Origin of the sequence: Desulfosporosinus fructosivorans (genome assembly GCF_004766045.1) — a bacterium.
GTDB lineage: Bacteria > Bacillota > Desulfitobacteriia > Desulfitobacteriales > Desulfitobacteriaceae > Desulfosporosinus > Desulfosporosinus fructosivorans.
In genome coordinates this window covers 547145-571378 of the sequence record NZ_SPQQ01000003.1, presented here as the reverse complement: position 1 = coordinate 571378, position 24234 = coordinate 547145, and the positions used below count along the sequence as shown (strand labels likewise).

23 protein-coding genes, 1 riboswitch and 1 other annotated feature are annotated in these 24234 nt (G+C 42.4%); of the genes, 8 read left to right on the top strand and 15 right to left on the bottom strand.

Annotation, left to right across the window (positions count from 1 at the left end; all coding sequences use genetic code 11):
- The first annotated feature begins 280 nt into the window (after positions 1-280).
- On the top strand, positions 281-1093 hold the full coding sequence (locus E4K67_RS10820) for a carbon-nitrogen hydrolase family protein (protein ID WP_135546467.1): 813 nt from the start codon (positions 281-283) through the stop codon (positions 1091-1093).
- Positions 1094-1224: 131 nt separating this feature from the next.
- Here the strand turns inward: E4K67_RS10820 and E4K67_RS10815 are convergent, their stop codons facing one another.
- Both E4K67_RS10815 and E4K67_RS10810 read right to left on the bottom strand, forming a co-directional pair.
- Positions 1225-1890, bottom strand: coding sequence for an NUDIX hydrolase (locus E4K67_RS10815; RefSeq protein ID WP_135546465.1), 666 nt, complete (start codon positions 1888-1890; stop codon positions 1225-1227).
- 92 nt (positions 1891-1982) lie between these two features.
- Positions 1983-2417, bottom strand: a complete 435-nt coding sequence (locus E4K67_RS10810; RefSeq protein WP_199242512.1) for an acyl-CoA thioesterase — start codon at positions 2415-2417, stop codon at positions 1983-1985.
- 246 nt (positions 2418-2663) lie between these two features.
- On the opposite strand from E4K67_RS10810, the gene E4K67_RS10805 reads away from it, so the two are divergent.
- Positions 2664-3965: an aminotransferase class I/II-fold pyridoxal phosphate-dependent enzyme gene (locus E4K67_RS10805; RefSeq protein ID WP_135546463.1), complete on the top strand. Its 1302-nt coding sequence runs from the start codon at positions 2664-2666 to the stop codon at positions 3963-3965.
- A gap of 153 nt (positions 3966-4118) precedes the next feature.
- Here E4K67_RS10805 and E4K67_RS10800 read toward each other — a convergent pair whose 3' ends face one another.
- Positions 4119-4961, bottom strand: a complete 843-nt coding sequence (locus E4K67_RS10800; protein WP_135546944.1) for a class I SAM-dependent methyltransferase — start codon at positions 4959-4961, stop codon at positions 4119-4121.
- A 279-nt stretch (positions 4962-5240) separates the two neighbouring features.
- Positions 5241-5339, top strand: a riboswitch (SAM riboswitch).
- Positions 5340-5427: 88 nt separating this feature from the next.
- Between E4K67_RS10800 and E4K67_RS10795 the strand changes: the two genes are divergently transcribed.
- The 3 genes from E4K67_RS10795 (at position 5428) to E4K67_RS10785 (ending at position 8050) form a co-directional block, all read left to right on the top strand.
- Positions 5428-6453, top strand: a complete 1026-nt coding sequence (locus E4K67_RS10795) for a methionine ABC transporter ATP-binding protein (RefSeq protein WP_135546461.1) — start codon at positions 5428-5430, stop codon at positions 6451-6453.
- Complete coding sequence (locus tag E4K67_RS10790) at positions 6443-7129, top strand: methionine ABC transporter permease (RefSeq protein ID WP_135546460.1); 687 nt, start codon at positions 6443-6445, stop codon at positions 7127-7129. The genes E4K67_RS10795 and E4K67_RS10790 overlap by 11 nt, the downstream gene beginning before the upstream one ends.
- A gap of 66 nt (positions 7130-7195) precedes the next feature.
- Positions 7196-8050 carry a MetQ/NlpA family ABC transporter substrate-binding protein gene (locus tag E4K67_RS10785; protein ID WP_135546458.1) on the top strand — a complete coding sequence of 285 codons (855 nt, stop codon included), beginning with the start codon at positions 7196-7198 and terminating at the stop codon, positions 8048-8050.
- 368 nt (positions 8051-8418) lie between these two features.
- On the opposite strand, the gene E4K67_RS10780 is transcribed toward E4K67_RS10785, so the two are convergent.
- Together E4K67_RS10780 and ileS are read right to left on the bottom strand one after the other, a co-directional pair.
- A complete protein-coding gene (locus E4K67_RS10780; RefSeq protein WP_135546456.1) occupies positions 8419-8538 on the bottom strand; it encodes a DUF4023 domain-containing protein in 120 nt (39 codons plus the stop codon).
- Positions 8539-8755: 217 nt separating this feature from the next.
- Positions 8756-11857 (bottom strand): isoleucine--tRNA ligase, encoded by a 3102-nt coding sequence (ileS, locus tag E4K67_RS10775; RefSeq protein ID WP_135546454.1) that lies wholly within the window; start codon positions 11855-11857, stop codon positions 8756-8758.
- A 72-nt stretch (positions 11858-11929) separates the two neighbouring features.
- Positions 11930-12163: a binding site (T-box leader), on the bottom strand.
- A gap of 431 nt (positions 12164-12594) precedes the next feature.
- Here ileS and E4K67_RS10770 point away from each other — a divergent pair.
- The gene (locus E4K67_RS10770; RefSeq protein ID WP_135546452.1) at positions 12595-14835 is read left to right on the top strand and encodes an ATP-binding cassette domain-containing protein; all 2241 of its coding nucleotides are present in this window, start codon (positions 12595-12597) and stop codon (positions 14833-14835) included.
- Between the two features lie 9 nt (positions 14836-14844).
- Here the strand turns inward: E4K67_RS10770 and E4K67_RS10765 are convergent, their stop codons facing one another.
- The 10 genes from E4K67_RS10765 to hisG all read right to left on the bottom strand — a co-directional run bounded on the left by E4K67_RS10765 (position 14845) and on the right by hisG (position 22438).
- Positions 14845-15285: a DUF6773 family protein gene (locus E4K67_RS10765; protein WP_135546450.1), complete on the bottom strand. Its 441-nt coding sequence runs from the start codon at positions 15283-15285 to the stop codon at positions 14845-14847.
- Positions 15282-15482, bottom strand: a complete 201-nt coding sequence (locus E4K67_RS10760) for a helix-turn-helix transcriptional regulator (RefSeq protein WP_135546448.1) — start codon at positions 15480-15482, stop codon at positions 15282-15284. Before E4K67_RS10760 ends, E4K67_RS10765 begins: the two co-directional genes overlap by 4 nt.
- A 218-nt stretch (positions 15483-15700) precedes the next feature.
- A complete protein-coding gene (hisIE, locus tag E4K67_RS10755; RefSeq protein WP_135546446.1) occupies positions 15701-16372 on the bottom strand; it encodes a bifunctional phosphoribosyl-AMP cyclohydrolase/phosphoribosyl-ATP diphosphatase HisIE in 672 nt (223 codons plus the stop codon).
- A gap of 171 nt (positions 16373-16543) precedes the next feature.
- Positions 16544-17329 (bottom strand): imidazole glycerol phosphate synthase subunit HisF, encoded by a 786-nt coding sequence (gene hisF / locus E4K67_RS10750; protein WP_135546444.1) that lies wholly within the window; start codon positions 17327-17329, stop codon positions 16544-16546.
- Positions 17319-18098: a 1-(5-phosphoribosyl)-5-[(5-phosphoribosylamino)methylideneamino]imidazole-4-carboxamide isomerase gene (gene hisA / locus E4K67_RS10745; RefSeq protein WP_135546442.1), complete on the bottom strand. Its 780-nt coding sequence runs from the start codon at positions 18096-18098 to the stop codon at positions 17319-17321. The genes hisF and hisA overlap by 11 nt, the downstream gene beginning before the upstream one ends.
- Positions 18076-18705: an imidazole glycerol phosphate synthase subunit HisH gene (hisH, locus tag E4K67_RS10740; RefSeq protein WP_135546440.1), complete on the bottom strand. Its 630-nt coding sequence runs from the start codon at positions 18703-18705 to the stop codon at positions 18076-18078. The genes hisA and hisH overlap by 23 nt, the downstream gene beginning before the upstream one ends.
- Before the next feature lies 1 nt (position 18706).
- Positions 18707-19291, bottom strand: a complete 585-nt coding sequence (gene hisB, locus E4K67_RS10735; protein WP_135546438.1) for an imidazoleglycerol-phosphate dehydratase HisB — start codon at positions 19289-19291, stop codon at positions 18707-18709.
- A 52-nt stretch (positions 19292-19343) separates the two neighbouring features.
- Complete coding sequence (hisC, locus tag E4K67_RS10730; protein ID WP_135546436.1) at positions 19344-20429, bottom strand: histidinol-phosphate transaminase; 1086 nt, start codon at positions 20427-20429, stop codon at positions 19344-19346.
- Between the two features lie 3 nt (positions 20430-20432).
- The gene (hisD, locus tag E4K67_RS10725; RefSeq protein ID WP_135546435.1) at positions 20433-21734 is read right to left on the bottom strand and encodes a histidinol dehydrogenase; all 1302 of its coding nucleotides are present in this window, start codon (positions 21732-21734) and stop codon (positions 20433-20435) included.
- A gap of 23 nt (positions 21735-21757) precedes the next feature.
- A complete protein-coding gene (gene hisG / locus E4K67_RS10720) occupies positions 21758-22438 on the bottom strand; it encodes an ATP phosphoribosyltransferase (RefSeq protein WP_135546434.1) in 681 nt (226 codons plus the stop codon).
- A 315-nt stretch (positions 22439-22753) separates the two neighbouring features.
- Here hisG and E4K67_RS10715 point away from each other — a divergent pair, with 315 nt between their 5' ends.
- Positions 22754-23617: a response regulator gene (locus tag E4K67_RS10715; RefSeq protein ID WP_243454411.1), complete on the top strand. Its 864-nt coding sequence runs from the start codon at positions 22754-22756 to the stop codon at positions 23615-23617.
- On the top strand, positions 23608-24081 hold the full coding sequence (locus E4K67_RS10710; RefSeq protein ID WP_135546433.1) for a chemotaxis protein CheX: 474 nt from the start codon (positions 23608-23610) through the stop codon (positions 24079-24081). The genes E4K67_RS10715 and E4K67_RS10710 overlap by 10 nt, the downstream gene beginning before the upstream one ends.
- Positions 24082-24234 lie beyond the last annotated feature (153 nt).

The window sequence follows — 24234 nt, the reverse complement described above, 5'->3', positions numbered from 1 at the left end:
CCTTCAGTGTGATTCCTTCATTCCTTCGTTCAACAAAATTTGTCGAACTATATAACAATATATTATTTCGCTGTCTGTTGTAAATATCCTGCCTGTCTCTCTTGCGCAGGAGACCGAAAAGCTTCATAATATATTGAATAAAGCATTGTTATCACACCGTCTGTAAAAACTTACCAAGAGTAAACTCGAGGATATTCTATCACCGAACCGCATATCCAAATGGAACAATTTGCGGCGAAGGGGGAGTCTCCCGATTGGATTTAAAGGGGGCATTATTTCAGTGACAACTCTCAAGATCGCATTATGTCAAATGCTGATTACAGCTGATAAGCAAGCGAATCTCAAGCAAGCTGCGGGGAAAATTCAGGAGGCTGCTTCAGGAGGAGCACAGCTGGTAGTCTTGCCAGAAATGTTTAATTGCCCCTACGATATCCATTGCTTTCAAGACTACGCTGAGGAAATCCCTTCTGGGGAAACGACAAACCTCCTCGGCAAACTAGCACGCACCCATGGTCTTTTTCTCGTGGGTGGTTCGATTCCGGAACTATCAGGTGAATTACTTTACAATACAAGTGTCGTATTCAACCCTCAAGGAGAGATTATTGCCCGACACCGCAAAGTCCACTTGTTTGATGTCCGAGTCAAAAATGGGATAGAGTTCACTGAATCTCTTGTGCTGTCCCCAGGTAATACTGCCACTCTATTTGATACACCGTGGGGCAAAATCGGTCTAGAAATTTGCTATGATATTCGTTTCCCAGAACTAACCCGAAAAGTGGCTAAGGACGGTGCCCGCCTAGTAGTTGTCCCAGCAGCTTTTAATTTGACCACTGGTCCGCTCCACTGGGAATTGTTATTCCGCAGCCGCGCCTTAGATAACCAAGTCTTCATGTTGGGTGCTTCTCCCGCCCGCGATCCTCAGTCTTCCTATGTGGCCTATGGCCACTCCTTGGTCGTCAATCCGTGGGGACAGGTACTGTCACAGCTTGACGAAAAGCCAGGAATACTGCTGGTTGAAATTGATTTGACTCAAGTTGAAGAAGTTAGAGAGGCTCTTCCGGTCTGGAAGCAGCGGAGAGAAGATATTTACTAAAGAAAGTGCTTGATAGCCTAGTCATATTTAGACACGGCTTTCAGCACTTTCTTAACACTATATTTCGAGTAACACTACTTCAAGGACACTCCGAGATATCAATCATTTTAAAATTTACACATATAAGTACCCTATAAGCTCTTTAATTTAGCAACGACATCTTTAATTAATCTTGCCGTCATACCCCATATTATGACTTCCTCAACCCTATAGACAAAAACATTACTCAAAACATTGCCCCATGGTTTGGTATAGCGGTCCGGTAATCCTAATTCTCGCGCTGGAAAAATAGTGACTTCTTCACCAGCCTGATTAAAGTATGAAGGATGAGCAATCATGTTTACCTGATACACTTCTGGTTCATTGGCCTCAAAGTATGAGACTGGAACCATAAAAACCTTTTCAACTTCTTGCAAGTTTATTTGTAAATCGTCCAAATTCCTTAACTCAAGAATGCCAAGAAATGCGTCGGCAGTTGCACCCATTGTCGAAACAACGGTATCGAGATTACCAATTATTTGAATCTTTTCAGAGGAAACTCCTAACTCCTCTACTGTTTCTCTGATGGCTGTGTCCCGTAAACTAGTATCTATAGCAGGCTCGAATTTTCCGCCAGGAAAGCAAATTTCACCAGGTTGCCTAATATTTGCAGCTCTTTTTTCAAATATAAAATGATATTCTTCGTTCACATACATAAGTAGCACTAAGACCGCAAAATTGAAATATTCTTCTTTTCCATTAAGACCTGGTACGACGGGCAGCTTGTCTTTTAAGCCTTCTATTACATATTTATCCATACAATCCCCCCCGAACCCTCTCTGGGGTTAAACAGCGTTTAGTTCACATCTTTGCAAAATCCAAACATCATTCTAGGAAACAAAAAGCCAGTTTAGATCAAAGAGTTACCCTTTTCGATTTTTTCAATCGCTGCTTTAATGAACGAGGGTAATTCTACTTTTTGGGATATATTGTAGTTATACATCACTGTTACCGCTTCCCCAGAGGCCACTACTCCCAATTTTTCACTAACAATGAGGTACTCCATGACAAAGCTTGATTTGCCCATGGACTTGACTTTCGTACCCACGACTATTTGATCAGGAAACTTAATCGGCTTGTGATACTTACATGTAGTTTGAGCAATTATCGCACCTACACCCGTCTGAGCTTTTAAATCAATTAACCCGATTTCTTGAAAATATTGAATCCGAGCAGTTTCGAAATATCGCAAATAAAAGATATTATTGATATGACCATTGGCGTCCATATCTCCCCAGGCAACCGATATTTTCACTTGAACTGGGAAATCTGTCAATTCCAACATTGCTAAATACCTCCTAAACATAAGAGAACGAGTTCCCTTGAACCCCTAAGACGAAGTATATCGTTAAGTAAATGTGTCGTCAACGCAACATTAAGCGACAATCTGCCCCATACCAACGTAATATAGCTAAAAAAACAAATATACGACTGGAGGAAATTTCAGTTTTAGTGTAGAATTTAATTAACTACTCAATACAGAAAAGCGAAAATATCCATGAGACTTGCTGAGTGAGGGAGAATTGAATAAATGAATGAAATAGCGCAAGAATTAAATCGAGATATACTACAAGGAAATCCCTATGTTTACGAATTATTATCGGAACTCGGAAAGAATTTATACTACCCAAAGGGGATCCTAACTCAGTCTGCAGAGGCTAAACAGAAAGCTCATCGTTTTAATGCCACGATAGGAATTGCGACGGAGAAAGACCATCCGATGTTTTTGCCCTTAATCCAGAAAACGTTAGCTGATTACAATCCTAAAGACCTTTATCCCTACGCTCCTCCTGCTGGAAAACCTGAGCTAAGAGAGCTTTGGCGGAAAAAAATATTAATTGATAATCCTTCTTTACAGGATAAATCCTTTAGCAACCCCATTGTTACCAATGCGTTAACCCATGGTTTAAGTATTGTTGCTGACCTCTTTATTAACGCAGACGATCCATTGGTTTTACCCGACAAATTATGGGGTAATTATAACTTTATCTTTGGAGTTCGCAGAGGAGCTAAAACCGTCCAATTCCCTTTCTATACTAAAGAAGGCACCTTTAATACAATAGGCATGAAAGAAGCAATACTCAGCAAGAAGGACCACGGAAAAGCTGTCCTTGTACTTAATTTTCCAAATAACCCTACTGGGTACACGCCAACTGAACAAGATGCAACCGAGATTATAAAGGCCTTGAGAGAAGTCGCCGAAGAAGGAATGAACTTGGTCGTAGTTACGGATGATGCCTATTTCGGACTGTTTTACGAAAACTCCATCAAAGAATCTCTATTTGCTCGGATCGCCAATATTCATCCTAGAGTATTAGCCATCAAAGTTGATGGTGCTACAAAGGAAGACTATGTGTGGGGCTTTCGTGTTGGATTTATTACATACGCGTCAGAGCATCCAGCTGTCTTAAATGCCTTAGAAAAAAAGACGATAGGGATCATTCGCGGTACTATTTCTAGCGCTTCTCATCCATCCCAAACGTTCCTTATAAAGGCTCTTCAATCGCCGGATTTCCAAATTCAAAAACAAGAAAAATTCAAAGTATTAAGCCAACGTGCTTCTAAGGTCAAACAGATCCTCGAACAGGAGAAATATCATGATGCTTGGGACTACTATCCGTTTAATTCAGGATACTTCATGTGCCTTAAACTCAAAGGAGTAAAGGCTGAAGTATTGCGCAATCACCTTCTTGATCAATATGGGGTGGGCGTCATATCACTTGGCGAAAACGATGTGCGTATTGCCTTCTCGTGTGTCGAGGAGCAGGAACTTGAACATCTTTTTGATCTAATTTATCAAGGCTACAAAGATTTATCGGTGAAATTAAAATAATGGGGACGGTCACGAACTTATTCACTTGCCTAATATGACAAATTTAAACGTAGAGAATCTGTATTTTTAACTTACGGATTCTCTCTACGTTTAAATTTCTAATCAATGTTTCTGACTTTCCCTTAGATTTTAGTTAATAAGATCATTTTGCTATTAAAGGACTTTTGTAGAATAACTTCTAGTATATTTCCATTGTAATGCCTGCCTTATCCAATCTCTGAAGCCTGCTTTCTTAGGAGGCGGCGTTGGAGTTGGCTTTCGCCCACAGACAAGACCAAATCCAAAGTAGGCCCGATTCTTCTTCATGAAACCAGCATTTTTTTGTAGTCTGGTAATTAAACTTGGCAAGTAGGCTGCTTTTTCCGCAAGCCCTTTTACAAGTACCCAATCCTTTTTGAGTTCGTTCATGATCACGTTGCCGTTATTCTTCATGCGTTGCGGATTCTTAATCATCACATCCTGAAAGCCCGCTTGTGTTAAAGCATTGAGCCACTCTTCTGGGGGCAATGGATTAGTATCTGAACCAAAGCACGCCTCCATCTGCCTCCTAAGGTGAGGCGGTAATTCAGCGAGCAGAACCATTTCTAAATCAGCAACTCTTCCCTCTGGCTTGAGAACTCGATAGAACTCCTGGTACACTTTAACTTTGTCTAAAAAGACCGTGATCGATTCAGCAATTACCAAATCAAAGTGGTTATCAGCAAAGGGTAGATTATTAACATCCGCCTGCTTAAACTGCACTAAATGAGAAACGCCTTCTTTCTCCGCCCTTAAGCATGCTTTTTCAACCATTTGAGGATTAATATCCACTGCTATAATTTTACACCCTCTAGTTTTGGCCAAGTGACAAGCGGTAAGACCGCTGCCACATCCAGCATCCAGTACATAGTCCTCAGCTTTCACTTGAATTACTTCCAGATTCTGTTGCGTAGCAGGAAATCCTCCCGGATGAGAACTGCCTATACCCAGCCAAGCCAGAAGTTCAAAATAGTTCATTTCTTCCACTCTCTTGCCTTCTGCAAACACAATTATTACCCTCCTTCCGCGGGTTTATGGTATTATATTCCATTTAAAGATTTGATGTCATCCAATATCTGAGAAACTTAAATTCGGATACTATCTACCTTTTCGAACAGCTATGAAATATTTGCGACTTTCAGTCGTTCGATCAACAGAATTTCCATTAACTTCTCCCCCTTGCCAAATCCTTACCCTCTGTGCTATAGTAGTTACATTCACTGGTAATGCGCTAAACACAATAAAATTTCATAAAAACTCTTATTCAGAGTAGGTGGAGGGACTGGCCCGATGAAACCCGGCAACCGGCATTTATGTACGGTGCTAACTCCTGCAGAGAAATCTGGGAGATAAGAGGAAAACCGAATGGTCACTCCGCGGGTTTTCTTCGCGGAGTTTTTTTGTTGTGTTTATTCCAGAAAATACAAACGAAGGAGGCCTGCACTTGATTCAGATTAAAAAATTAGTGAAAGAATATTCTTCCCGTCAAGGCACCTTCCTCGCCCTGGACAATGTTTCCTTACACATTCCAAAAGGGGCAATTTACGGAATTATCGGATTGAGCGGCGCAGGAAAAAGCACACTGGTACGCTGCTTGAACCTTCTCGAAAAACCCTCAAGCGGTCAAATCATCATTGCTGGCCAAGACCTGACCCAGCTTTCTGGAAAAGCTCTCCGTCAAGCGCGTCAGAATATCGGCATGATCTTCCAACACTTTTACCTCCTTCAATCGCGGACGGTTGCTGAGAACATCGCCTTCCCTCTAGAGATAGCAGGACTACACAAACGGGAGATCACTGCTCGCGTGGAGGAGTTGCTTCATCTTGTCGGTCTCAAAGACAAAGCGACCTCTTATCCGGCTCAATTAAGTGGTGGACAGAAACAACGGGTCGGCATTGCCCGATCGCTCGCCACAAAGCCGCAAGTCCTCTTGTGTGATGAAGCTACTTCTGCACTTGATCCGCAAACAACCCTTTCAATCTTAAATCTCCTCCGCGATATTAACCAAAAACTAGGTCTAACGATTGTCATGATTACACATGAGATGAAAGTGGTCAAAGAGATATGTACCGACGTTGCGGTTATCCACGAAGCCCGCATCGTTGAATACGGTCCGATCGAGTTCGTTTTCACTCAACCACAGTCGGATATCGGAAGAGAATTTATCGCAACTGTTTTTCCAACTGAACTTCAGGCTGACGTGTTAAGCGAAATCGCAACTCACAAGGATTCTGAAATTGTGCGCATTCAATTTCTCGGTTCACGAGCGTCAGATCCTATCATCACTGATCTCCTCAAAGCTTGCGATGTTCGTGCCAATATCCTCTATGGCAGTATTGACCATATTAGATCAACTCTGTTTGGCACTCTTACATTAGAACTTCTAGGAAATCCAGAGCAATTACAACAAGCTCATCAATATTTAGCATCCCGCGAATTAAAGGTGGAGGTGATACAACGTGCCCTTTGAGCCATCCCTTCTTTTCCAAGCATCTTTTTGGGGCGATTTATCCCAACTTATTACCCCAGCTGTGGGTGAGACGCTCTATATGGTCGTCGTCTCCACGCTCCTTGCCTACCTCTTAGGACTTCCCTTAGGCGTTATTTTGGTTGTAACCTCGCCAGGACACATTTCACCAAACCCATGGGTCGAACGAATTTTAGGGACTTTCATCAATATCTTGCGTTCTGCTCCGTTTATCATCCTGTTAGTGGCCTTCATCCCGTTCACTCGATCACTTGTTGGCACGTCCATTGGCACAACCGCGGCAATTGTCCCTCTTGTCATTGCGTCAGCTCCTTTTGTAGCAAGAGTGGTGGAAAGTTCTCTCAAAGAGGTCCCTTATGGCGTGATCGAGGCGGCTTTATCCATGGGAGCCTCCCCTCTACAAATTATAAAGAAGGTCCTTCTCACCGAAGCAAAGGCTTCTCTGATTTTAGGCATCACCATTACAACGATAAGCATCATTGGCTACACTGCCATGGCTGGCGCTGTAGGCGGAGGTGGCTTAGGGGACCTGGCCATTCAATACGGCTACAACCGTTTCCGAACTGACATCATGATCGCAACCGTCGTTATTCTCGTGGTAATTGTGCAGGGACTGCAGTCACTAGGAACCACGCTAGCTCGAAGGCTTTCTCATTAAGTTCAGAACTATCGATCGAACAACAAGCTCAAACCCACTAAAATATACTATTTGGAGGCAAAAATTATGTTTAACCTTAAAAAAACCAAACGTTCTGTAACCGCTTCATTCATTATCTTAGCTACCCTTTCACTCGCGCTCGCCGGATGCGGGAGTGCGGCCCCGACCTCGAAGGCTGGGTCTGACACACCTGCTACAACCGTGCTTAAAGTCGGAGCTAGCCCACTCCCCCATGCCGAAATCCTAGAATACATTAAGCCAGCCCTACTCAAAGAAGGCATTGAGCTCAAAGTTGTCAGCTACACCGATTACGTCCGTCCAAACTTAGACTTAGACACTGGAGATATTGACGCCAACTTTTTCCAACACACCCCTTACCTAGATTCCTTTAACAAAGACCACAACTTAAGTCTTGTTTCGCTCACCAACGTACACATCGAACCGATGGGAATCTACTCCAAGAAAATCACAAAGTTAGACGAATTTAAAAATGGAGATACCCTTGCAATTCCCAACGATCCATCCAACAGTGGTCGTGCCTTAGCGTTATTAGCTAAAGCGGGTCTCATCCAGTTGAAAGACGGAGTCGGGATCAAAGCAACCGTCCAGGACATCATCGGTAATCCGAAGTCGCTTAAAATCACTCCTCTCGATGCGCCTCAACTTCCCCGAGTACTCCAAGACCCTAAAATTGCTGGCGCGGTAATCAATACAAACTATGCTCTAGAAGGTGGACTAAACCCGACAAAAGATTCCCTCTTTACGGAAGACAAAGACTCTCCCTATGCTAATATTCTAGTTATCAAAGACAGTAGAAAAAACGATCCTGCTTTACAAAAGCTAGCGAAGGCCCTCACCTCTCCAGATGTTAAGAAATTTATTGAAGACAAATATAAAGGATCAATTGTTCCTGCGTTCTAAAAGAGAGTTTAGGCCAGGGGCTGTTACGAAACTTGAGATTATTTAAGCCGGTGGTGCGTTATCCCAAAAAAGAGGATTGTACACCTTTGAAGTGGTGAACAATCCTCTAAATATATAAAGAATTAAACTAGTTTAGTTACAGCCCCTCCTTATTCTTGATTACTACATTCTGAAATCTAGCTTTAGCATCAGAGCATCTTGGTCTTCCATATCTTGTACAATCGCCGTTGAACGAGACCATGAAAATCCCTGCCAATCTCTGATAATCTAAGGCTGTATTTGATTGCATCCATACTTATCTCTTCCTTTCTGCATATGTCGATCAAAAGAGGACCATGATCTCTAACGACCATGGTCCTCTTAAAAGGTTATTTATTCGTACTGTGCTGCTTATTAGGTAACTTCTTACCTGGATTTCCTTTGCCTTGATGCTTTTTATTTTGTTCGGCTTTTTCTTGTGTCTCATGCAATTTATCCAATTTATCCATTGGTTACCCTCCTTGCTTCATAGAACCTTGTGTTAATTTAACCATACGTCGCTGAAAACATGCTTTTTTATTCTACTAAGTTGAAAGAGTTCACTTCACATTGGATTCGCATCATTCCCCCTCACGCTTTACAAAAAAACAAGGCTAGAAGCGAAAATTGCTTCAGCCTTATTCCTCTAAATTATCTTAGGATTTCCCGTCTTTCTAATTCAAATTCTTAAATTTTTTCCAACATCAAACCTGTCTCATGACCATTAAGATTCTGCTTTTCCAAGTCAGCATCCTTGATTCTCTCAATACAGTCTGCCAAGGTTTCTTGTTTTATATAGTCCTCGTATAATTTGACGGCCTCAGCTATTTCCTTATCTCCATCAAAGTATATATTAATTCTATCCATCATCTCATAGCCATTGTTTTTCCGCATTTGCTGTACCTTAGAGACAAACTCCCGCGCATATCCTTCATCGATCAGCTCTTTGCTAAGCGTTGTATCCAGTATAACAAATAAATTGTCCTCCACTGTCATTGTAAAGCCTTCTTTGGCCGCTATTGTGGTAATCACATAGTCCTTGACTAGATCTAGGCGCTCGCCCTCCACCTCTATCGAAATCGTCTCTCCCGCTTCTAATTTAGGCACAACGGAAGAAGCGTCTAGGGCTGACAGTACCTTGCCTAATGATTTTACTTTAGGTCCAAAGATAGACCCTGCCACTTTAAAATTAGGCTTTAAGCTAAAGTTCATATACTGGCTCAAATCCTTGGCAAATACAACCGCCTTAACATTAAGCTCTTCCTGGATTAAGGGAAGCATGTAATCGATGAGTTTTTCATATTTACCGTCAATCAAGATCTTTTGGACAGGTTGTCGCACCTTGATTCTGACCTGTTCCCTTGCGGCTCTACCTAGACCGACTAAATTTCTCACCAGATCCATTCTAGTTTCCAACTCACTATCGATCAACAGTAAATTGACGACAGGGTAATCTGCTAGATGAACAGAAAGTTCATCAGTCAAACTTCGATAGAGTTCTTCGGCAATATAGGGCGCAAATGGAGCCACCAACTTAGATAATCCCACGAGTATTTCATAGGTTGTATTGTTAACCGCTTTCTTGTCATCCGTAAGCTCTGATCCCCAGAAGCGTCTGCGGGAACGTCTTATATACCAGTTCGAAAAATCCTCATTAACAAACGCTTGTATCTTTCGCACTGCTTTGGTCAGATCAAAGGCACACAGATCTGAGTCGACGCCTTTTAGAAGGCTGTTATACTTTGATAGTACCCATCGATCAAGCTCTGGTCGGTTCTGGTAATCAACAAAGAAGTCTCGTGGGTCAAGTTTATCCGTTTCGGCATACAAGGAAAAGAACGCATACACATTTCTCATCGTGCTGAAAAATTTACTCTGAACTTCCTTGATCCCTTCGATATCGAATTTCGTTGGACTCCAGGCTGGAGAGACGTGGAGTAAATACCATCTTAAAGCATCCGCTCCATGCTGATCAAACAATTCAAAGGGATTGACGGTATTCCCTTTGGACTTAGACATCTTATGCCCGTCCTTATCTAGGACCAAATCATTAACCAATACTCGTTTATAGGGAGCGACTCCTTTGATAAAGGTTGAAATCACGAGTAAAGAATAGAACCAACCTCTGGTCTGATCGATGCCTTCACAGATGAAATCGGCGGGAAAGAGTTGATCAAAGTTTTCGCTGTTTTCAAACGGATAATGATGTTGGGCAAAAGGCATCGAGCCACTGTCAAACCAACAATCAATGACATCTTTCACTCTAGTCATTGCTGCGCCACATTTTGTACATTTAATGTGAATATCATCCACAAAAGGTCGGTGCAATTCAATCGTCGTTTCCTCCAGCGTCTCCACCGCGTTTTCTACCAGCTCTTTGCGAGAGCCAATCGATGTGGTGTGTCCGCAATCGCATCTCCAGATATTAAGAGGCGTTCCCCAGTATCGGCTTCTGGATAAAGCCCAGTCGTTGGCGTTTTCCAACCAGTTACCAAACCTTTTTTCTCCGACATAATCCGGATACCACTCAACTCGATTATTGTTTTCAACTAATTGATCTTTGAATTTTGTAACTTCGATGTACCAGCTTGGTTTGGCATAATAGAGAAGTGGGGTCTGACATCTCCAGCAGTGAGGATAGTTATGCTCCATTTTTTCTTTCTTAAATAGTTTTCCTTCCGCATGCAACCATTTGATAATATCGAGATCAGCATCCATGACAAAACTGCCTTCCCATGGTGTGCTCACAAATTTCCCTGTTTCATCAACGGGCTGAAGCACCGGCAAGTTATACCTTTTGCCAGTGTTATAATCATCCTCTCCAAAGGCTGGGGCAGTATGCACAATTCCTGTGCCATCCTCTGTCGTTACATAATCGCCAACCGTAACGAAAAAGGCCTTCTTATCCGCTTTAACAAAAGGCATCAGCTGTTCATATTCTACGAACTCAAGGTCTTTTCCCTTGATTTCTTCCACTACTTCAAACTCTTCTCCCAATACTTTATGAGACAAAGTCTTGGAAACATAATAAATCTCCTCATTTTGCCTAACCTTTAGGTAGATCTCTTGAGGATTCACAGTCAATGCCACGTTCGAGGGAAGCGTCCAAGGTGTCGTTGTCCAGACCAGAAAGTACTCTTCAGCATTTTTTCTCTTAAACTTTACGACGACCGTGTTACTCTTGATTACCTTATAACCCTGGGCTACTTCATGGGAGGCCAACCCCGTGCCACAGCGTGAGCAATAAGGCAGGATTTTGTGTCCTTCATAGATCAAACCTTTTTTGAAAAACTGATCAAGAATCCACCAGACACTTTCAATGTAATTATTGTCGAGCGTGACGTACGGATGGTCCAAATCGATTGAATATCCCATTCGTTTGGTCATTTCACGCCATTGCTTCTCATAACTGAAGACCGATTCCCGACATTTCTGATTGAACTCCGCAATTCCATAGGCTTCAATTTCTTGCTTGTTAGTAAGTTTAAGTTGTTTCTCTACTTCGATTTCCACAGGAAGCCCATGAGTATCCCATCCGGCCTTACGCTTAACTTGATAGCCCTGCATTGTCTTGTACCGGCAAACTGAATCCTTTAACGTTCTGGCTATGACGTGGTGTATTCCTGGTTTGCCGTTGGCTGTAGGAGGACCTTCATAGAACACAAAGGGTGTTTGACCTTCCCTGATTTCGATACTTTTATCCAGTATCTTATTTTCGTCCCAGTAGTCTGCTATTGTGCTTTCCTTTTTTGCTATAGGCAGATTCATTAGCGGTTTGAAGTTAGACATATTAATTTTCTTCCTTTCGTATTGGGTTTATAAGAGCGAGTAAAGAACATCAAAAAATCCCTAAGTCAATGACTTAGGGACGGATTATCCGCGGTACCACCCTTGTTATTAATAGATAGCTTAAATAAAATAAGCAATCCATCAATCGCTTTAAAACATGTAACGTATGCCTACGGAGCAGCTTAGTTATTTCAGCCGCCCAACTCCAAGGTGATCTTCATAAAAAACCTTCGTCATAATCTTTCACCCGAGGATTATGTCTCTAAAATCCAAGTCCTTTATTACTATCCTTTTCATAGTTGTTATCAATATTTTAACCTATATCCAAACGATTTAACCTTATATGCATCATATTCCATTTGCTCAAACATTGTCAAGAAACTGCAAATCCTTAAGACTTACTCAGTCAACCCCCTGGTGGGACATCCTGTATTTCTGTAAATCTTAATTTGAGACTATTTAACTTGGTATCAATTAACCGTTCCATACATTCTCCTGACATTTTTTCACAATTTGTTCACGTACATACAATCGCCCCTCCTCCTTTACCAACTAGAAGTTTTCAACAAGCTTACACTGATTGGTTCTATATGAATATGGATATGGATATGGATAAAATATATTTTTAGGATAATAATAAACGTTTAAGATAAAATGTTTAAAAAATGACCACTATTTTGCTCTACGATCAATGATATGATAGTTAAATAAAATATCGTTATGATGGGGGTAACCTGATGGAAACTGAATTTATAGAAATACTAGGTGCTAGAGAAAACAATCTTAAAAATGTCAGTCTGAAAATACCGAAGAGAAAGCTAACGATTTTTACTGGGGTTTCGGGTTCAGGAAAATCATCGATTGTTTTTGAGACGATAGCACAAGAGGCGGGTAGAGAGTTAAATGAAACCTTTAGTAATTTTGTGCGAACTTTTCTGCCCAAGTATGGGCGACCTGACGTTGATTCGATTTCTAACTTATCAACAGCCATTGTCGTTGACCAAAAAAGGCTTGGGGGGAATTCACGCTCTACACTGGGTACAATTACGGACATTAACTCATTATTGCGGTTGCTTTTTTCCAGATTGGGTGAGCCAAGGATTGGCCTATCCTTTAACTTCTCCTTCAATGACCCACATGGCATGTGTCCAACCTGTGAAGGCATCGGACGAATCATGACCTTGGATCTAGAAAAGGCGCTAAATACAGACAAATCATTAAACGAAGGAGCAATTTTACTTCCAGGGTACGGTGTCGGTACGTGGCAATGGAAAATGTATGCCAATCACGGTTTCTTCGACAATGACAAGAAGATAAAGGACTATACTTTAGAAGAGTATGCTAAATTAGTTTACGCAAAACCCGAAAAGGTTTTGATTAATATTATGGATGGTGAAATGAATTCCACCTATGAGGGCCTTATCGGAAGGTTTTCTCGCCAAAACATTAAAACAGATCGGGAAAAGTCCCAAGCTAATCAGAAAAAGATTGAAGCCTTTACTTCCATTCAAAAATGTAGTGATTGCAATGGAAAAAGGTATAACGAAATGGCGCTCTCCTCGAAAATACTGGGATATAACATTTATGATATGACCTTGATGCAAATTGATGAATTGGTTGAGGTACTTAAAAGAATAGATGATAAAGCCTTTTCTCCAATTGTGCAAAGCATCCTTGAACGGCTGGAGAACTTAATTAATATCGGACTTGATTATTTGAGCCTTACAAGAGAGACAACTACATTGTCAGGCGGAGAATCACAGCGTGTCAAAATGGTTAAACATTTATCAAGTAGTTTAACGGACGTTATGTATATTTTTGATGAACCAAGCATAGGGCTTCATTCAAGAGATGTTCATAGGCTAAACGAGTTGCTACTAAAAATCAGAGATAAGGGGAATACAGTAATCGTTGTTGAACATGACCCTGAGGTTATAAAAATAGCCGACCATATTGTGGATGTAGGCCCAAAGGCAGGCTCACAGGGCGGCAATATTGTGTTTGAGGGCTGTTTCGACGATTTAAAACATGCAGATACATTGACTGGAAAGTTTCTAGGAAAAAAGCTTACTATTAATGAGAACCCAAGGATAAGCAATAAATTTTACGAAACAAAGAAAAGTAGTATTCACAATCTAAAAAATGTTAGTCTGCAAATACCTAAAGGTTTGTTTACGGTAGTCACGGGCGTCGCTGGTTCGGGTAAGAGTACCATAGTCAATGAGGTTTTTATAAAAGAATATCCCGAAACAGTTGTGATTGACCAAAGCGCTGTAAGTGCTAACATTCGATCCAATTCAGCCACATATACAGGAATAATGGATTTGATTCGCCAGCTATTTGCAGATGAAAATAAGGTCAGCGCTGGGCTTTTTAGCTATAACTCCGAAGGTGGTTGCCCTAATTGTAACGGAACGGGAGTTATCGAAACAGACCTCTCATTTATGGATTCAATGAAAACTGTTTGCGAAGATTGTGGAGGAAAACGATATAAAAAGGACGTTTTAGGGTATCAATATAAGGGCAAAAATATTGTCGATATTATGGAAATGAGCATAACAGAAGCAAATCAGTTTTTTGAGCGTAAGGACATTATGAAAAAACTGAAAAGTATCATTGATGTAGGGCTTCAATATATGACCTTAGGGCAACCGTTGAACACTCTCTCAGGTGGCGAGTGCCAACGATTGAAGCTTGCCAAGGAATTAAACAAAAAAGGCAACATCTATATTATGGACGAGCCCACAACAGGGCTTCATATGTCGGACATAACGAATATTCTATCGATTATTGATAGGCTTGTAAAGAAAGGAAATTCCGTAGTTGTAATTGAGCATAATCTTGATATTATCAGAAGAGCCGACTGGATTATCGACATGGGACCTGACGGTGGAAACCGCGGTGGCGAAATTCTTTATAGCGGGAATTTAATGGGGTTGAAGAAATTTAAAAGGTCTATAACTGGAAAATATATTTAACTCGTTTATTTAGTCATCAAATTCTTTTTCGTACTTATGACCTTTGTGCTGATTAAACTTATTGGCAATAAAAAAGATTGCTACAAATAATGCTAAAAATATGAATAGGAAAACTACTGGGCTTTGCCAGTCATACACTGCTGAGTTCTTCATTGAATTATAAATTAACACCGCCGATGCAACCACTAGGATTACAATTGTTATAAGCAGATTCTTTATAGATTGCTTATTCCCACGCTCACTGTAAATACTTACTTTCATCATATGCATTCTTATAAACTGATAGAGCGGGAAAAATATTAAAATTAAATATTCAATAATACTTTCTTGAAAATTCATTTTAAACACCAAATTTTTCACTGAAAATGATAAAGCTACGCCATATAAAATAATAATTGCCATTTCGCTTCTCATTTTTAACTTAGCCTGTTCAATTCTTTCATCTTTCATGATTGTACCTCCCAAAAAATCTCGTCTAATGTTTTACCTAACGTTTTGCATATAGCTATACACAACTGTAATGATGGATTGAATTTCCCCGCTTCAATCATTCCGATTGTCTGTCTTGTTACGCCGACTGCTTCTGCCAATTGCTCTTGAGACAAATCTAAAATAGCTCTTGCTGATTTCAATTTAAGATTCTTCAAATATCGCCCCTCCTTACATTGCATATCATACACTATAATATTCAATATGTAAACTATATATTCCATATTGTTGGTAATGCTGGCTAAAACGATGCATTTAAAGATTCCATCAATGCCAATCTGCAAGCATAAAAATCCGGCAATCCTCATAGAGCTAGGATTACCGGATTTTTCATTCTATAAAAACGTCTGAACCTGTTTATAGGGATATAGTACGCCTACTTCCGTCTCTTAAGAAGCTCTCTTGCAACTTCTTTAACCCCAACCCTTCGCTCTTCCATCATCACTAGGACATGATAGAACAAATCCGACACTTCACATTTGATCTCCTCTGGATCTGAATTCTTAGCAGCAATAATAACTTCAGCGCATTCTTCTCCGACCTTTTTAAGGATTTTATCAATCCCTTTTTCGAAAAGATATGTCGTATATGCCCCTTCTGGCCGTTCAAGGTTTCGAGAGTGAATCACATCGGTCAACATTTCCATGGTTCTCCCTAGTGTTGGCTCGGGCCTTACTTCTGGCTCCCCAGTGACCTTGAATCCCTCGTTGCTCAAATCATAGTGAAAACACGAAAAGTGGTTTTCATGGCAAGCCATCCCAGTTTGTTTCACAGTCAGCAGCAATGCATCCTGATCACAGTCAAACTTGATATCGATGATCTCCTGGAAATGACCTGAGGTTTCCCCTTTCAACCACAAGGATTGCCGACTCCGGCTATAATAACAGGCCTTACGTTCCTGCAGTGTTCGCCGCAAAGACTCTTCGTTCATATAAGCGAGCATCAGAACGTCTTTAGTCTCTACATCCTGGACAATCGCAGGAACAAGTCCGTGAGAGTCCCAGCAGATCCCCGATAAATTTAAGTCCTCGATTTGATTCGCATCCATTTTATCTCTACCTTCCATCTCGTAGTTCGAGGTTCGTGGTCCGCCCTTAGGGGCTAGACGGTGCACATGAAATGTGCCGTCCCCCTAACCCTTCATCCCCAAATACCTTTACTATCTTCATTCAGTTCCAGAACCGTCCCCGAAAGGCACAAGCCCAGGAGCAGTTCTATGTCATAGAAGTTCCTCCACAAGTCCCCCTGTTTTACGGACTAGGATCCCCCGCTGAGCCAAATACCGTTTAGCTTCCTCTATACTGAACTCCTTGTAGTGAAAGATCGATGCTGCTAAGACGGCATCAGCTTCCCCAAGTGTTAGCCCTTCTGCTAAATGCTCCAATGTTCCTACCCCACCACTGGCTATGACGGGCAGAGAGACAGCTCTGCTCACAGCTCTAGTCAGTTCTAACTCATATCCAACCTTAGTCCCGTCCCGGTCCATGGAAGTTAGGAGGATCTCTCCTGCACCGAGTGCTTCTGCTTCTGCAACCCATTCCAAAACATCCTTGCCCGTCGCCGTTCTTCCTCCGTGAATATAGACTTCCCATTTACCCGGTACCGTACTTCGTGCATCAACGGCTAATACGATACACTGACTTCCAAAGGCATGAGCCCCTTCTTGAATGAGCCGTGGATTCTGGACTGCTGAGGTGTTAAGGGCGATTTTGTCCGCTCCGGCTCTGAGCATACGGCGAATATCCTCGATAGTCCGCAGTCCACCTCCGATCGTGAAAGGAATAAAGACTTGTTCAGCCGTTCGTCGTACCACATCCACCATTGTTTCGCGGTTATCTGATGAAGCAGTGATATCGAGGAAGATCAACTCATCGGCACCTTCTTGGTCATAGAGGGCCGCTAGTTCCACTGGATCCCCAGCATCGCGCAACTGTACAAAATTAGTCCCTTTGACCACTCGCCCGTCATGGACGTCTAAACAGGGAATGATCCGCTTACTTAACATGACCTTCCCTCCCGTTCCCATTCTCTCCATCGCGGGGGATGAAATGAGCCGCTTCCAAAGCTTCTCTCAGGGTAAAAGCTCCGCTATAAAGTGCTTTTCCGGTAATTGCCCCTTCGATGGAAACTCCTTTAATGGCCTCGGCCTGCAAGTTTTTCAGGTCTGCCAAGGTGGAAATTCCTCCAGAGGCAATCACAGATAGACCAGTTTCTCGGGCCATTTGTACTGTACTTTCGATATTTGGTCCTTGAAGCATCCCATCCCGTGCAATATCTGTGAAAACCACACTTTGGACTCCCATTATTTTCATAGCCTTTCCTAAATCTATGGCCTTCATTTCCGTTGTTTCCGCCCAGCCTTGAACCGCAACCAAGCCTTCTTTTGCATCAATGCCCACAATGACTCGATTTCCGTAGCGACGTGCTGCTTCAGCCACCAACTCTGGGTTTTTGACAGCGATCGTCCCTAATATAACCCGTTCGACCCCTAACTCTATAAGTTCCGTTATCCGCTCCATCGTGCGGATTCCGCCCCCTATCTGGATTTTCAACGCAACACTACCGACAATTCGTCGGATCATTTCATCATTGACTGGCTTCCCCGTAAAAGCCCCGTTCAAATCAACAATATGTAGATACTCGGCACCTTGACTCTCAAAGCTTTTAGCCAAGTCAACGGGGTTATCGGAATATACTGTGGAATCCTCCATCCGCCCCTGTAACAAGCGCACCGCTTTCCCCTCTTTTAGGTCAATGGCTGGAAAGAGCAGCATAGTCATTCACCCACTTTCCAAAATTAGTCAGTAGTTGAAGGCCCCAGGGACTTGATTTTTCTGGGTGAAACTGTGCCCCCCAGACATTATCCTTGCCTACGACGGCAGGAAAGACGATTCCATAATCGCTACTCGCTATAATATCATGCTTCTCACTCGGTTGCGCATAATACGAATGAACGAAATAGAAATAGGATTGGTTAGGAATCCCTTCTAATAATCGAGAAGGTTGTTCATGGCTTAAGGTATTCCAACCCATATGCGGGATCTTCCCACCAGGCGGGAATTTAACAACACGACCCTCTAGGAGTCCTAGGCCAGCATGTTCACCATGTTCTTCTCCAACCTCAAAGAGAACCTGCATCCCAAGGCAGATCCCCAGAAATGGGTGCCCGGAGCGGGCAAACTGAATGAGTGGTTGGATCCACCTCCCACTGTTTAAAGCTTCCATGGCATCAGCAAACGCGCCAACGCCTGGAAGTATGAGTCCATCCACTCCGTCTAGGTCCTCAGGAGAGGTCATAATAGTTGCCTCAAACCCGACCTTTTCCAACGCCTTTTCAACGCTTCTCAAGTTTCCCCGTCCATAATCTACAATGCCTATCACTTTATAAAACTCCTTTGGTTGAAAGTATACCACTATATCGAGTGTTCTTGCGCACGGCAAGTCCTAGGGCTCTTCCGACTCCTTTAAAAGCAGCTTCCATAATATGATGACGGTTCTTACCTGAAAGTTGTCTAACATGCAGGGTAAGTCCGCTCTGTACTGCTAAGGCTCGGAAAAATTCTTCTGCCATCTCGATTGGAAACTCGCCGAGCATACCATCTTGACAATCTACAGCCCAAACTAGGTAGGCACGATTGGAGATATCCAAGGCCACTTGAACAAGGGCTTCGTCCATGGGAAGAAGAGCCTCCCCGATCCGTTCGATCCCTACCTTGTCACCGCAAGCTTCTCGTAATGCCAGTCCCAAAACGATCCCACAATCTTCGATCGTATGGTGAGCATCTACCTCTAAATCCCCGCTGGCATGAAGCACGAGATCAATATAGGCAAATCGAGCAAAAGCTATCAACATATGATCAAAGAAACCAATCCCTGTTTCGACTTGAGCTTCTCCCGTTCCATCAAGATTCAAGCGAACGCTGATCTCTGTTTCCTTCGTTTTTCGTTCAATATTAGCTTCTCTCATGGTATTGGTCTCCTCTCGATCCTTACATGCATCTTAGATGTGTAACACTGCCTTAAGTGTTCCTAAAACCTTTACTGATCTCTCGAATCGCTCGTAAAAAACCCTCATTTTCTTCGGGTAAACCCGCACTAATGCGCAGGCATCTTCCGAGAACGGGGAGAACTCCCATGTTACGGACGAGAAATCCCCGCTTCAACAACTCATCAGCCCATCCATCAGGGTCCTCAGGCTTAAAGAGGATAAAATTCGTCCGAGTCGGATAGACCACAACGTCTGGAAGTTGAGTTAGTCCTTCATGTAACTTACGGGTTTCCACCTTGATCTGCTGAATTTGCGCTTGATACTCACCTAAGTAACCTAAGGCAAGTATCCCCACCCTTTGGCTAAATGAATTGACATTGAACGGTGGCCTCACCTTGTTAATAAGGTCAATAGTCTCTGGTTGTCCCAGCAAATAACCTAAACGAAGTCCAGCCATGCCAAAGGATTTAGAGAACGTCCGCAGGATCACTAAGTTTGGGTAGCTTTCCAGCTCGGGAATGAGAGTTTCCTCTGCAAACTCTGCATAAGCCTCGTCAACCACCACTATTTTACCACTTTCCCGTACTAGTCGGAGAATGTCTTCTCTAGGGAACAGTGAACCGGTCGGGTTATTAGGATTACAGATGATTATCACATGGGCTTCCGGGGACTTTGCTGCCTCCAACATTTTCTCTGTGTCTAAATCTAGCCCATTTAACAAAGGAACTGGCACTACTGTAGTGTCGGTCAAACGAGCGTAAATCTGATACATGCCGAAGGTCGGCGGGTGAATAATTAAGGATTTCCCCGAGCCACCAAAGGTCAGTAAAATAAGTTGGATCAATTCATCTGATCCGTTACCTATCAGGATACCTTCTGGAGAAACTTTCGTGTAAGTTCCTATGGCGTTTCTGAGGTCCCCGCCCATTCCGTCCGGATAGCGGTTAAACGCTAGTTTCTCTTTATACAATGACTCTTGCATCCCTGCTGGCCAGGGAAAGGGATTTTCATTAGCGTCGAGTTTAATGCACTCGGGCAGATGCTTAGTTTCATAAGGAACGAGATGTAGGACTTCAGGGCGAACTAAGCTCTCGGGGTTACATAACACTTTTTCCATCGTTTACCTCTCCCTTTCTTCAAACTTTTCTTTAAATCTCACTTCCACGGCGCGGGCATGCGCTTCTAATCCTTCGCTGCGAGCGAGTAAGGCAATCTGCTTAGCATCCCTTTTCAGGGCTGCTTCCGAATATCCGATGACACTGACCTTCTTCATAAAGGTATCGACATTTAGGGGAGAGTAAAACCGAGCCGTTCCTCCGGTCGGTAAAACATGATTTGGTCCCGCAAAGTAATCACCAACTGGTTCAGGGGAATACCTTCCTAGAAAGACCGCGCCGACATTTCGGACTTGCCCTAACCAGGAATATGGGTCCTCCACGACCAGTTCAAAATGTTCTGGAGCTATTTTATTGGCCAAATCCATGCCTTCTTGAAGATCCGACACAAGAATTGCTGCCCCATAACTTTCCCAAGAAGCCCTGGCGATTTCAGCACGGGGTAAATCTTTGAGCTGCCGCTCTACTTCTAATAAGGTCTGCTCGAGAAGGGGACGAGAAGGGGATACTAATATAGCCGAGGCTAAACGATCATGCTCAGCCTGGGAAAGCAAATCAGCGGCTAATTCTTCTGGGCGTCCGGTCTCGTCTACTAAGATTAGGATTTCACTCGGTCCGGCCAACATATCTATATCGACGATTCCGAAAACTTGCTTTTTAGCTAAAGTCACATAGATATTCCCCGGTCCAGTTATCTTATCCACGGGAGAAATCGTCTCCGTCCCGAACGCTAAAACACCAATCCCTTGAGCTCCCCCTACTTTGTAAACTTCCGTCACCCCAGCTTCAGCCGCTGCCACCAAAACTTCAGGTAGTAGCGTGCCATCGGCCCGGGGCGGGCTGACCATCACGATTTCTTTAACTCCAGCTACCACAGCGGGCAAAGCGTTCATCAAGACCGAAGACGGATAGGAAGCCGTCCCTCCGGGAACGTAAATACCTACGCGCTTGAGAGGAAGTAGTAGTTGCCCGAGAATACTCCCGTCTGGATCTGGCTCTAACCACGAGGTTCGTTTCTGCTTCTCATGATACCTCAAGATATTTCTCTTCGCAGTTCGCATTGCCTCTAAAAAATCCTTACTCACGTCTTGATAGGCCCCTTGGATTTCTTCCTCTGATACTCTCAAACCGCTTAGTCGCAGGTTATTGTGATCAAATTCTTCAGTCAGTTGATATACCGCCTCTTCACCATCTTCACGGACACGCTTGAGTATGTCTGCTACACGCTGCTCTAGGTTTGCATCGTCTCCATAGGATTTTCGAGTGAGACGGTTTAAATCGATGTCCTTAATATTCTCAATCTTCATGAACGTCCCTCATTCTCTTCATCTTATTTTGCCAATAAGTTCTCTTGTAAGTCTTCACGTAAACGTTCTACTAAATTTCTAATCCGCTGGTATTTCATACGATAGGATACACGGTTAGCGATCAAGCGAGACGTAGCCTCAAGAATTGGAGCAACCTCAATCAAGTGATTTTGCTTAAGAGTTTTTCCTGTAGAAACAATATCTACGATCATTTCTGCAAGACCGACGCACGGCGCAAGCTCAATATTTCCATGTAATTTAATAGGATGTACCTGCATGCCCAATCCGTTAAAAAAGGTCTCGGCCACACGAGGAAATTTCGTAGCCACTCGTTGGTGGTTCAGCCCACTTAAATCATATTTACCATTAGGAAGCTTGGGCGGAACACTCGCTTCCGGCATAGCAACTACAAAACGACAATAACCAAATCGGAGGTCCAGTAATTCAGCCACATCTTTATTCTCTTCTAACAAAGTGTCTTTTCCTGCAATACCAAGATCTGCAGCCCCATATTCGACAAACGTTGGAATATCAGTGGCACGACAAATAATAATTTTAACTTTACTATCTGGGAGATCGTAGAACAGCTTCCGAGAATCTTCGTTAACATGGCTACATTCTATTCCAATACGACTCAATAACTGGATGGAGTCAATCAGTAACTTTCCTTTAGGCAATGCAATGGTCAAAAAATCTTGTTCCACTAGGTTATCCCCTTCCAATATCCCGTTATAACTAAAGTTTTATGGGTAATTCAATCCAGTTCATTACTTTAGTTAGTTAAAGCATTAACATATTAGTATTATAACAATGTCCTTTTGCTTTGGCAACATATTATTTATTTTTGACAAGAGGTTTTCGTCAAATTAATTAAGTAAATAACTAGATTGTTTTATTGCCTAAAATGGCCTAAAATGGCCTAAGAACATGCTATAATAGAAATTGTTGATGTTTTAAGGCAAAACATCATACTTTGGATTTATTTATCATAAATTGAACTTTGAGAGGAATGCGTGTAGATGAGTGTAACTAAAGTAATGATTGTTGATGACTCTTTTTTTTCCAGAACACTTATAGCAGAAACCTTACGTCTAGGAGGGTGTGAAGTTGTTGGGGAGGCAGAATCATTTGATACTTTACTAGAAACATACGATAATTGCCAACCAGACATTGTTACGATGGACATTGTCATGCCTGGAGCTGACGGATTTGAATGTAGTAGAGCGCTCCTACTGAATGATCCCTCGGCCAAAATAATACTTGTAAGTTCAATGAAAGATGAAGAAACAGAGGCAGAAGCTAAGCGTATAGGAATTGCTGGTTATATTCAGAAGCCAGTCGATGGAGAGCTCCTCATTAATATAATTAAGAATATATTGTCGCCTGACTCTCTGTATGAGCAATTAATTGAGTTGGGCCTTGAGACTTTTAATGAAGCTCTCTCTCAGAATATTACTCGCATGAGCAAAACCCCAGTATCCTTTGTTCCTATGAACACTTTTGAAACTCAATATGTGTCTCAGGGGATCACAACAGTCATAGGCATAATTGGCAGACATTCCGGATCAATGATTATGGATTTATCGGTTGAAACTGCGGATAAAATGGTTGAAGCTCTTTTGCGGCGTCCCAGTAAAAGCCGGGAGGAAGTATTGGCTATGGTAGCGGAGCTTTCCAATATTGTGGCGGGAATAGCTTGCTCGATACTGAATAAAAAGGATAAAGCGTATAGTTTACGAGTCTCTCCTCCAAGTGTGTTTTACAGTACTGAAACCGAGATTACGAGCCCAAATTTAAAAATTAATGCATCCTATGCCCAAACAACGTTTGGACCTATCTTTTTAGGAATTGGCTTCAAAAAGGGGGCAACATCGTGGATATAAATATAATAAATCCACTGGTCGTTTCTTTTACAGATATACTTCCTCAAATTGGTTTTCAATCGGTAGAAAGGCGAAGTATTTCTCTAGTTGGATCAACGTTAGACTATGATGGGGTTTTGGTACATATCTCTCTGGTTGGGGTATTAAAAGGTGCAATATTGATTGGTATGAGTTTGGATTCCGCAAAACAATTCGCTTCAAAAATGATGATGGGTATGGATGTGACAGAGTTGGATTCCTTAGCTCAGAGTGCGATCTCTGAGATGGGTAATATGGTTTGTGCAAATGCATGTACTCAATTTGCCAAGGCAGGCATCAGCGGTCTAGATATTTCGCCACCACTCCTATTGATTGGCAAGAACGGACAAGCGACTTTGCCTGTACCTCAGACAATAGCAATTCATTTTTCAGTAGACGGCATTGATGTTCATGTCTATGTAGGCTTACTACAAGTAAACAGCTAGAACCAATCTCCTCAAAAAAGTTGGATACTATGATTCGAATTATCTAGAAATTATACTTTCCGAATTCCGCTTTATGGTTATCGAGTATTCCTTCTATAATTTAAACTTATAACATGCGACAGTACAAAGAAGAGACAGGCCTTATAAAGGCTT

What these genes read in the sequence shown, in the direction of transcription:
- hisD (WP_135546435.1), bottom strand. Translation starts at nt 21,734, where the DNA reads ATGAAGATTGAGAATATTAAGGACATCGATTTAAACCGTCTCACTCGA.
- E4K67_RS10815 (WP_135546465.1), bottom strand. Translation starts at nt 1,890, where the DNA reads ATGGATAAATATGTAATAGAAGGCTTAAAAGACAAGCTGCCCGTCGTA.
- E4K67_RS10810 (WP_199242512.1), bottom strand. Translation starts at nt 2,417, where the DNA reads ATGTTGGAATTGACAGATTTCCCAGTTCAAGTGAAAATATCGGTTGCC.
- hisB (WP_135546438.1), bottom strand. Translation starts at nt 19,291, where the DNA reads ATGAGAGAAGCTAATATTGAACGAAAAACGAAGGAAACAGAGATCAGC.
- E4K67_RS10800 (WP_135546944.1), bottom strand. Translation starts at nt 4,961, where the DNA reads ATGAACTATTTTGAACTTCTGGCTTGGCTGGGTATAGGCAGTTCTCAT.
- E4K67_RS10780 (WP_135546456.1), bottom strand. Translation starts at nt 8,538, where the DNA reads ATGGATAAATTGGATAAATTGCATGAGACACAAGAAAAAGCCGAACAA.
- E4K67_RS10770 (WP_135546452.1), top strand. Translation starts at nt 12,595, where the DNA reads ATGGAAACTGAATTTATAGAAATACTAGGTGCTAGAGAAAACAATCTT.
- hisF (WP_135546444.1), bottom strand. Translation starts at nt 17,329, where the DNA reads ATGTTAAGTAAGCGGATCATTCCCTGTTTAGACGTCCATGACGGGCGA.
- E4K67_RS10765 (WP_135546450.1), bottom strand. Translation starts at nt 15,285, where the DNA reads ATGAAAGATGAAAGAATTGAACAGGCTAAGTTAAAAATGAGAAGCGAA.
- E4K67_RS10715 (WP_243454411.1), top strand. Translation starts at nt 22,754, where the DNA reads ATGAGTGTAACTAAAGTAATGATTGTTGATGACTCTTTTTTTTCCAGA.
- hisA (WP_135546442.1), bottom strand. Translation starts at nt 18,098, where the DNA reads ATGCTGCTCTTTCCAGCCATTGACCTAAAAGAGGGGAAAGCGGTGCGC.
- ileS (WP_135546454.1), bottom strand. Translation starts at nt 11,857, where the DNA reads ATGTCTAACTTCAAACCGCTAATGAATCTGCCTATAGCAAAAAAGGAA.
- E4K67_RS10805 (WP_135546463.1), top strand. Translation starts at nt 2,664, where the DNA reads ATGAATGAAATAGCGCAAGAATTAAATCGAGATATACTACAAGGAAAT.
- hisC (WP_135546436.1), bottom strand. Translation starts at nt 20,429, where the DNA reads ATGGAAAAAGTGTTATGTAACCCCGAGAGCTTAGTTCGCCCTGAAGTC.
- hisIE (WP_135546446.1), bottom strand. Translation starts at nt 16,372, where the DNA reads ATGGATGCGAATCAAATCGAGGACTTAAATTTATCGGGGATCTGCTGG.
- E4K67_RS10785 (WP_135546458.1), top strand. Translation starts at nt 7,196, where the DNA reads ATGTTTAACCTTAAAAAAACCAAACGTTCTGTAACCGCTTCATTCATT.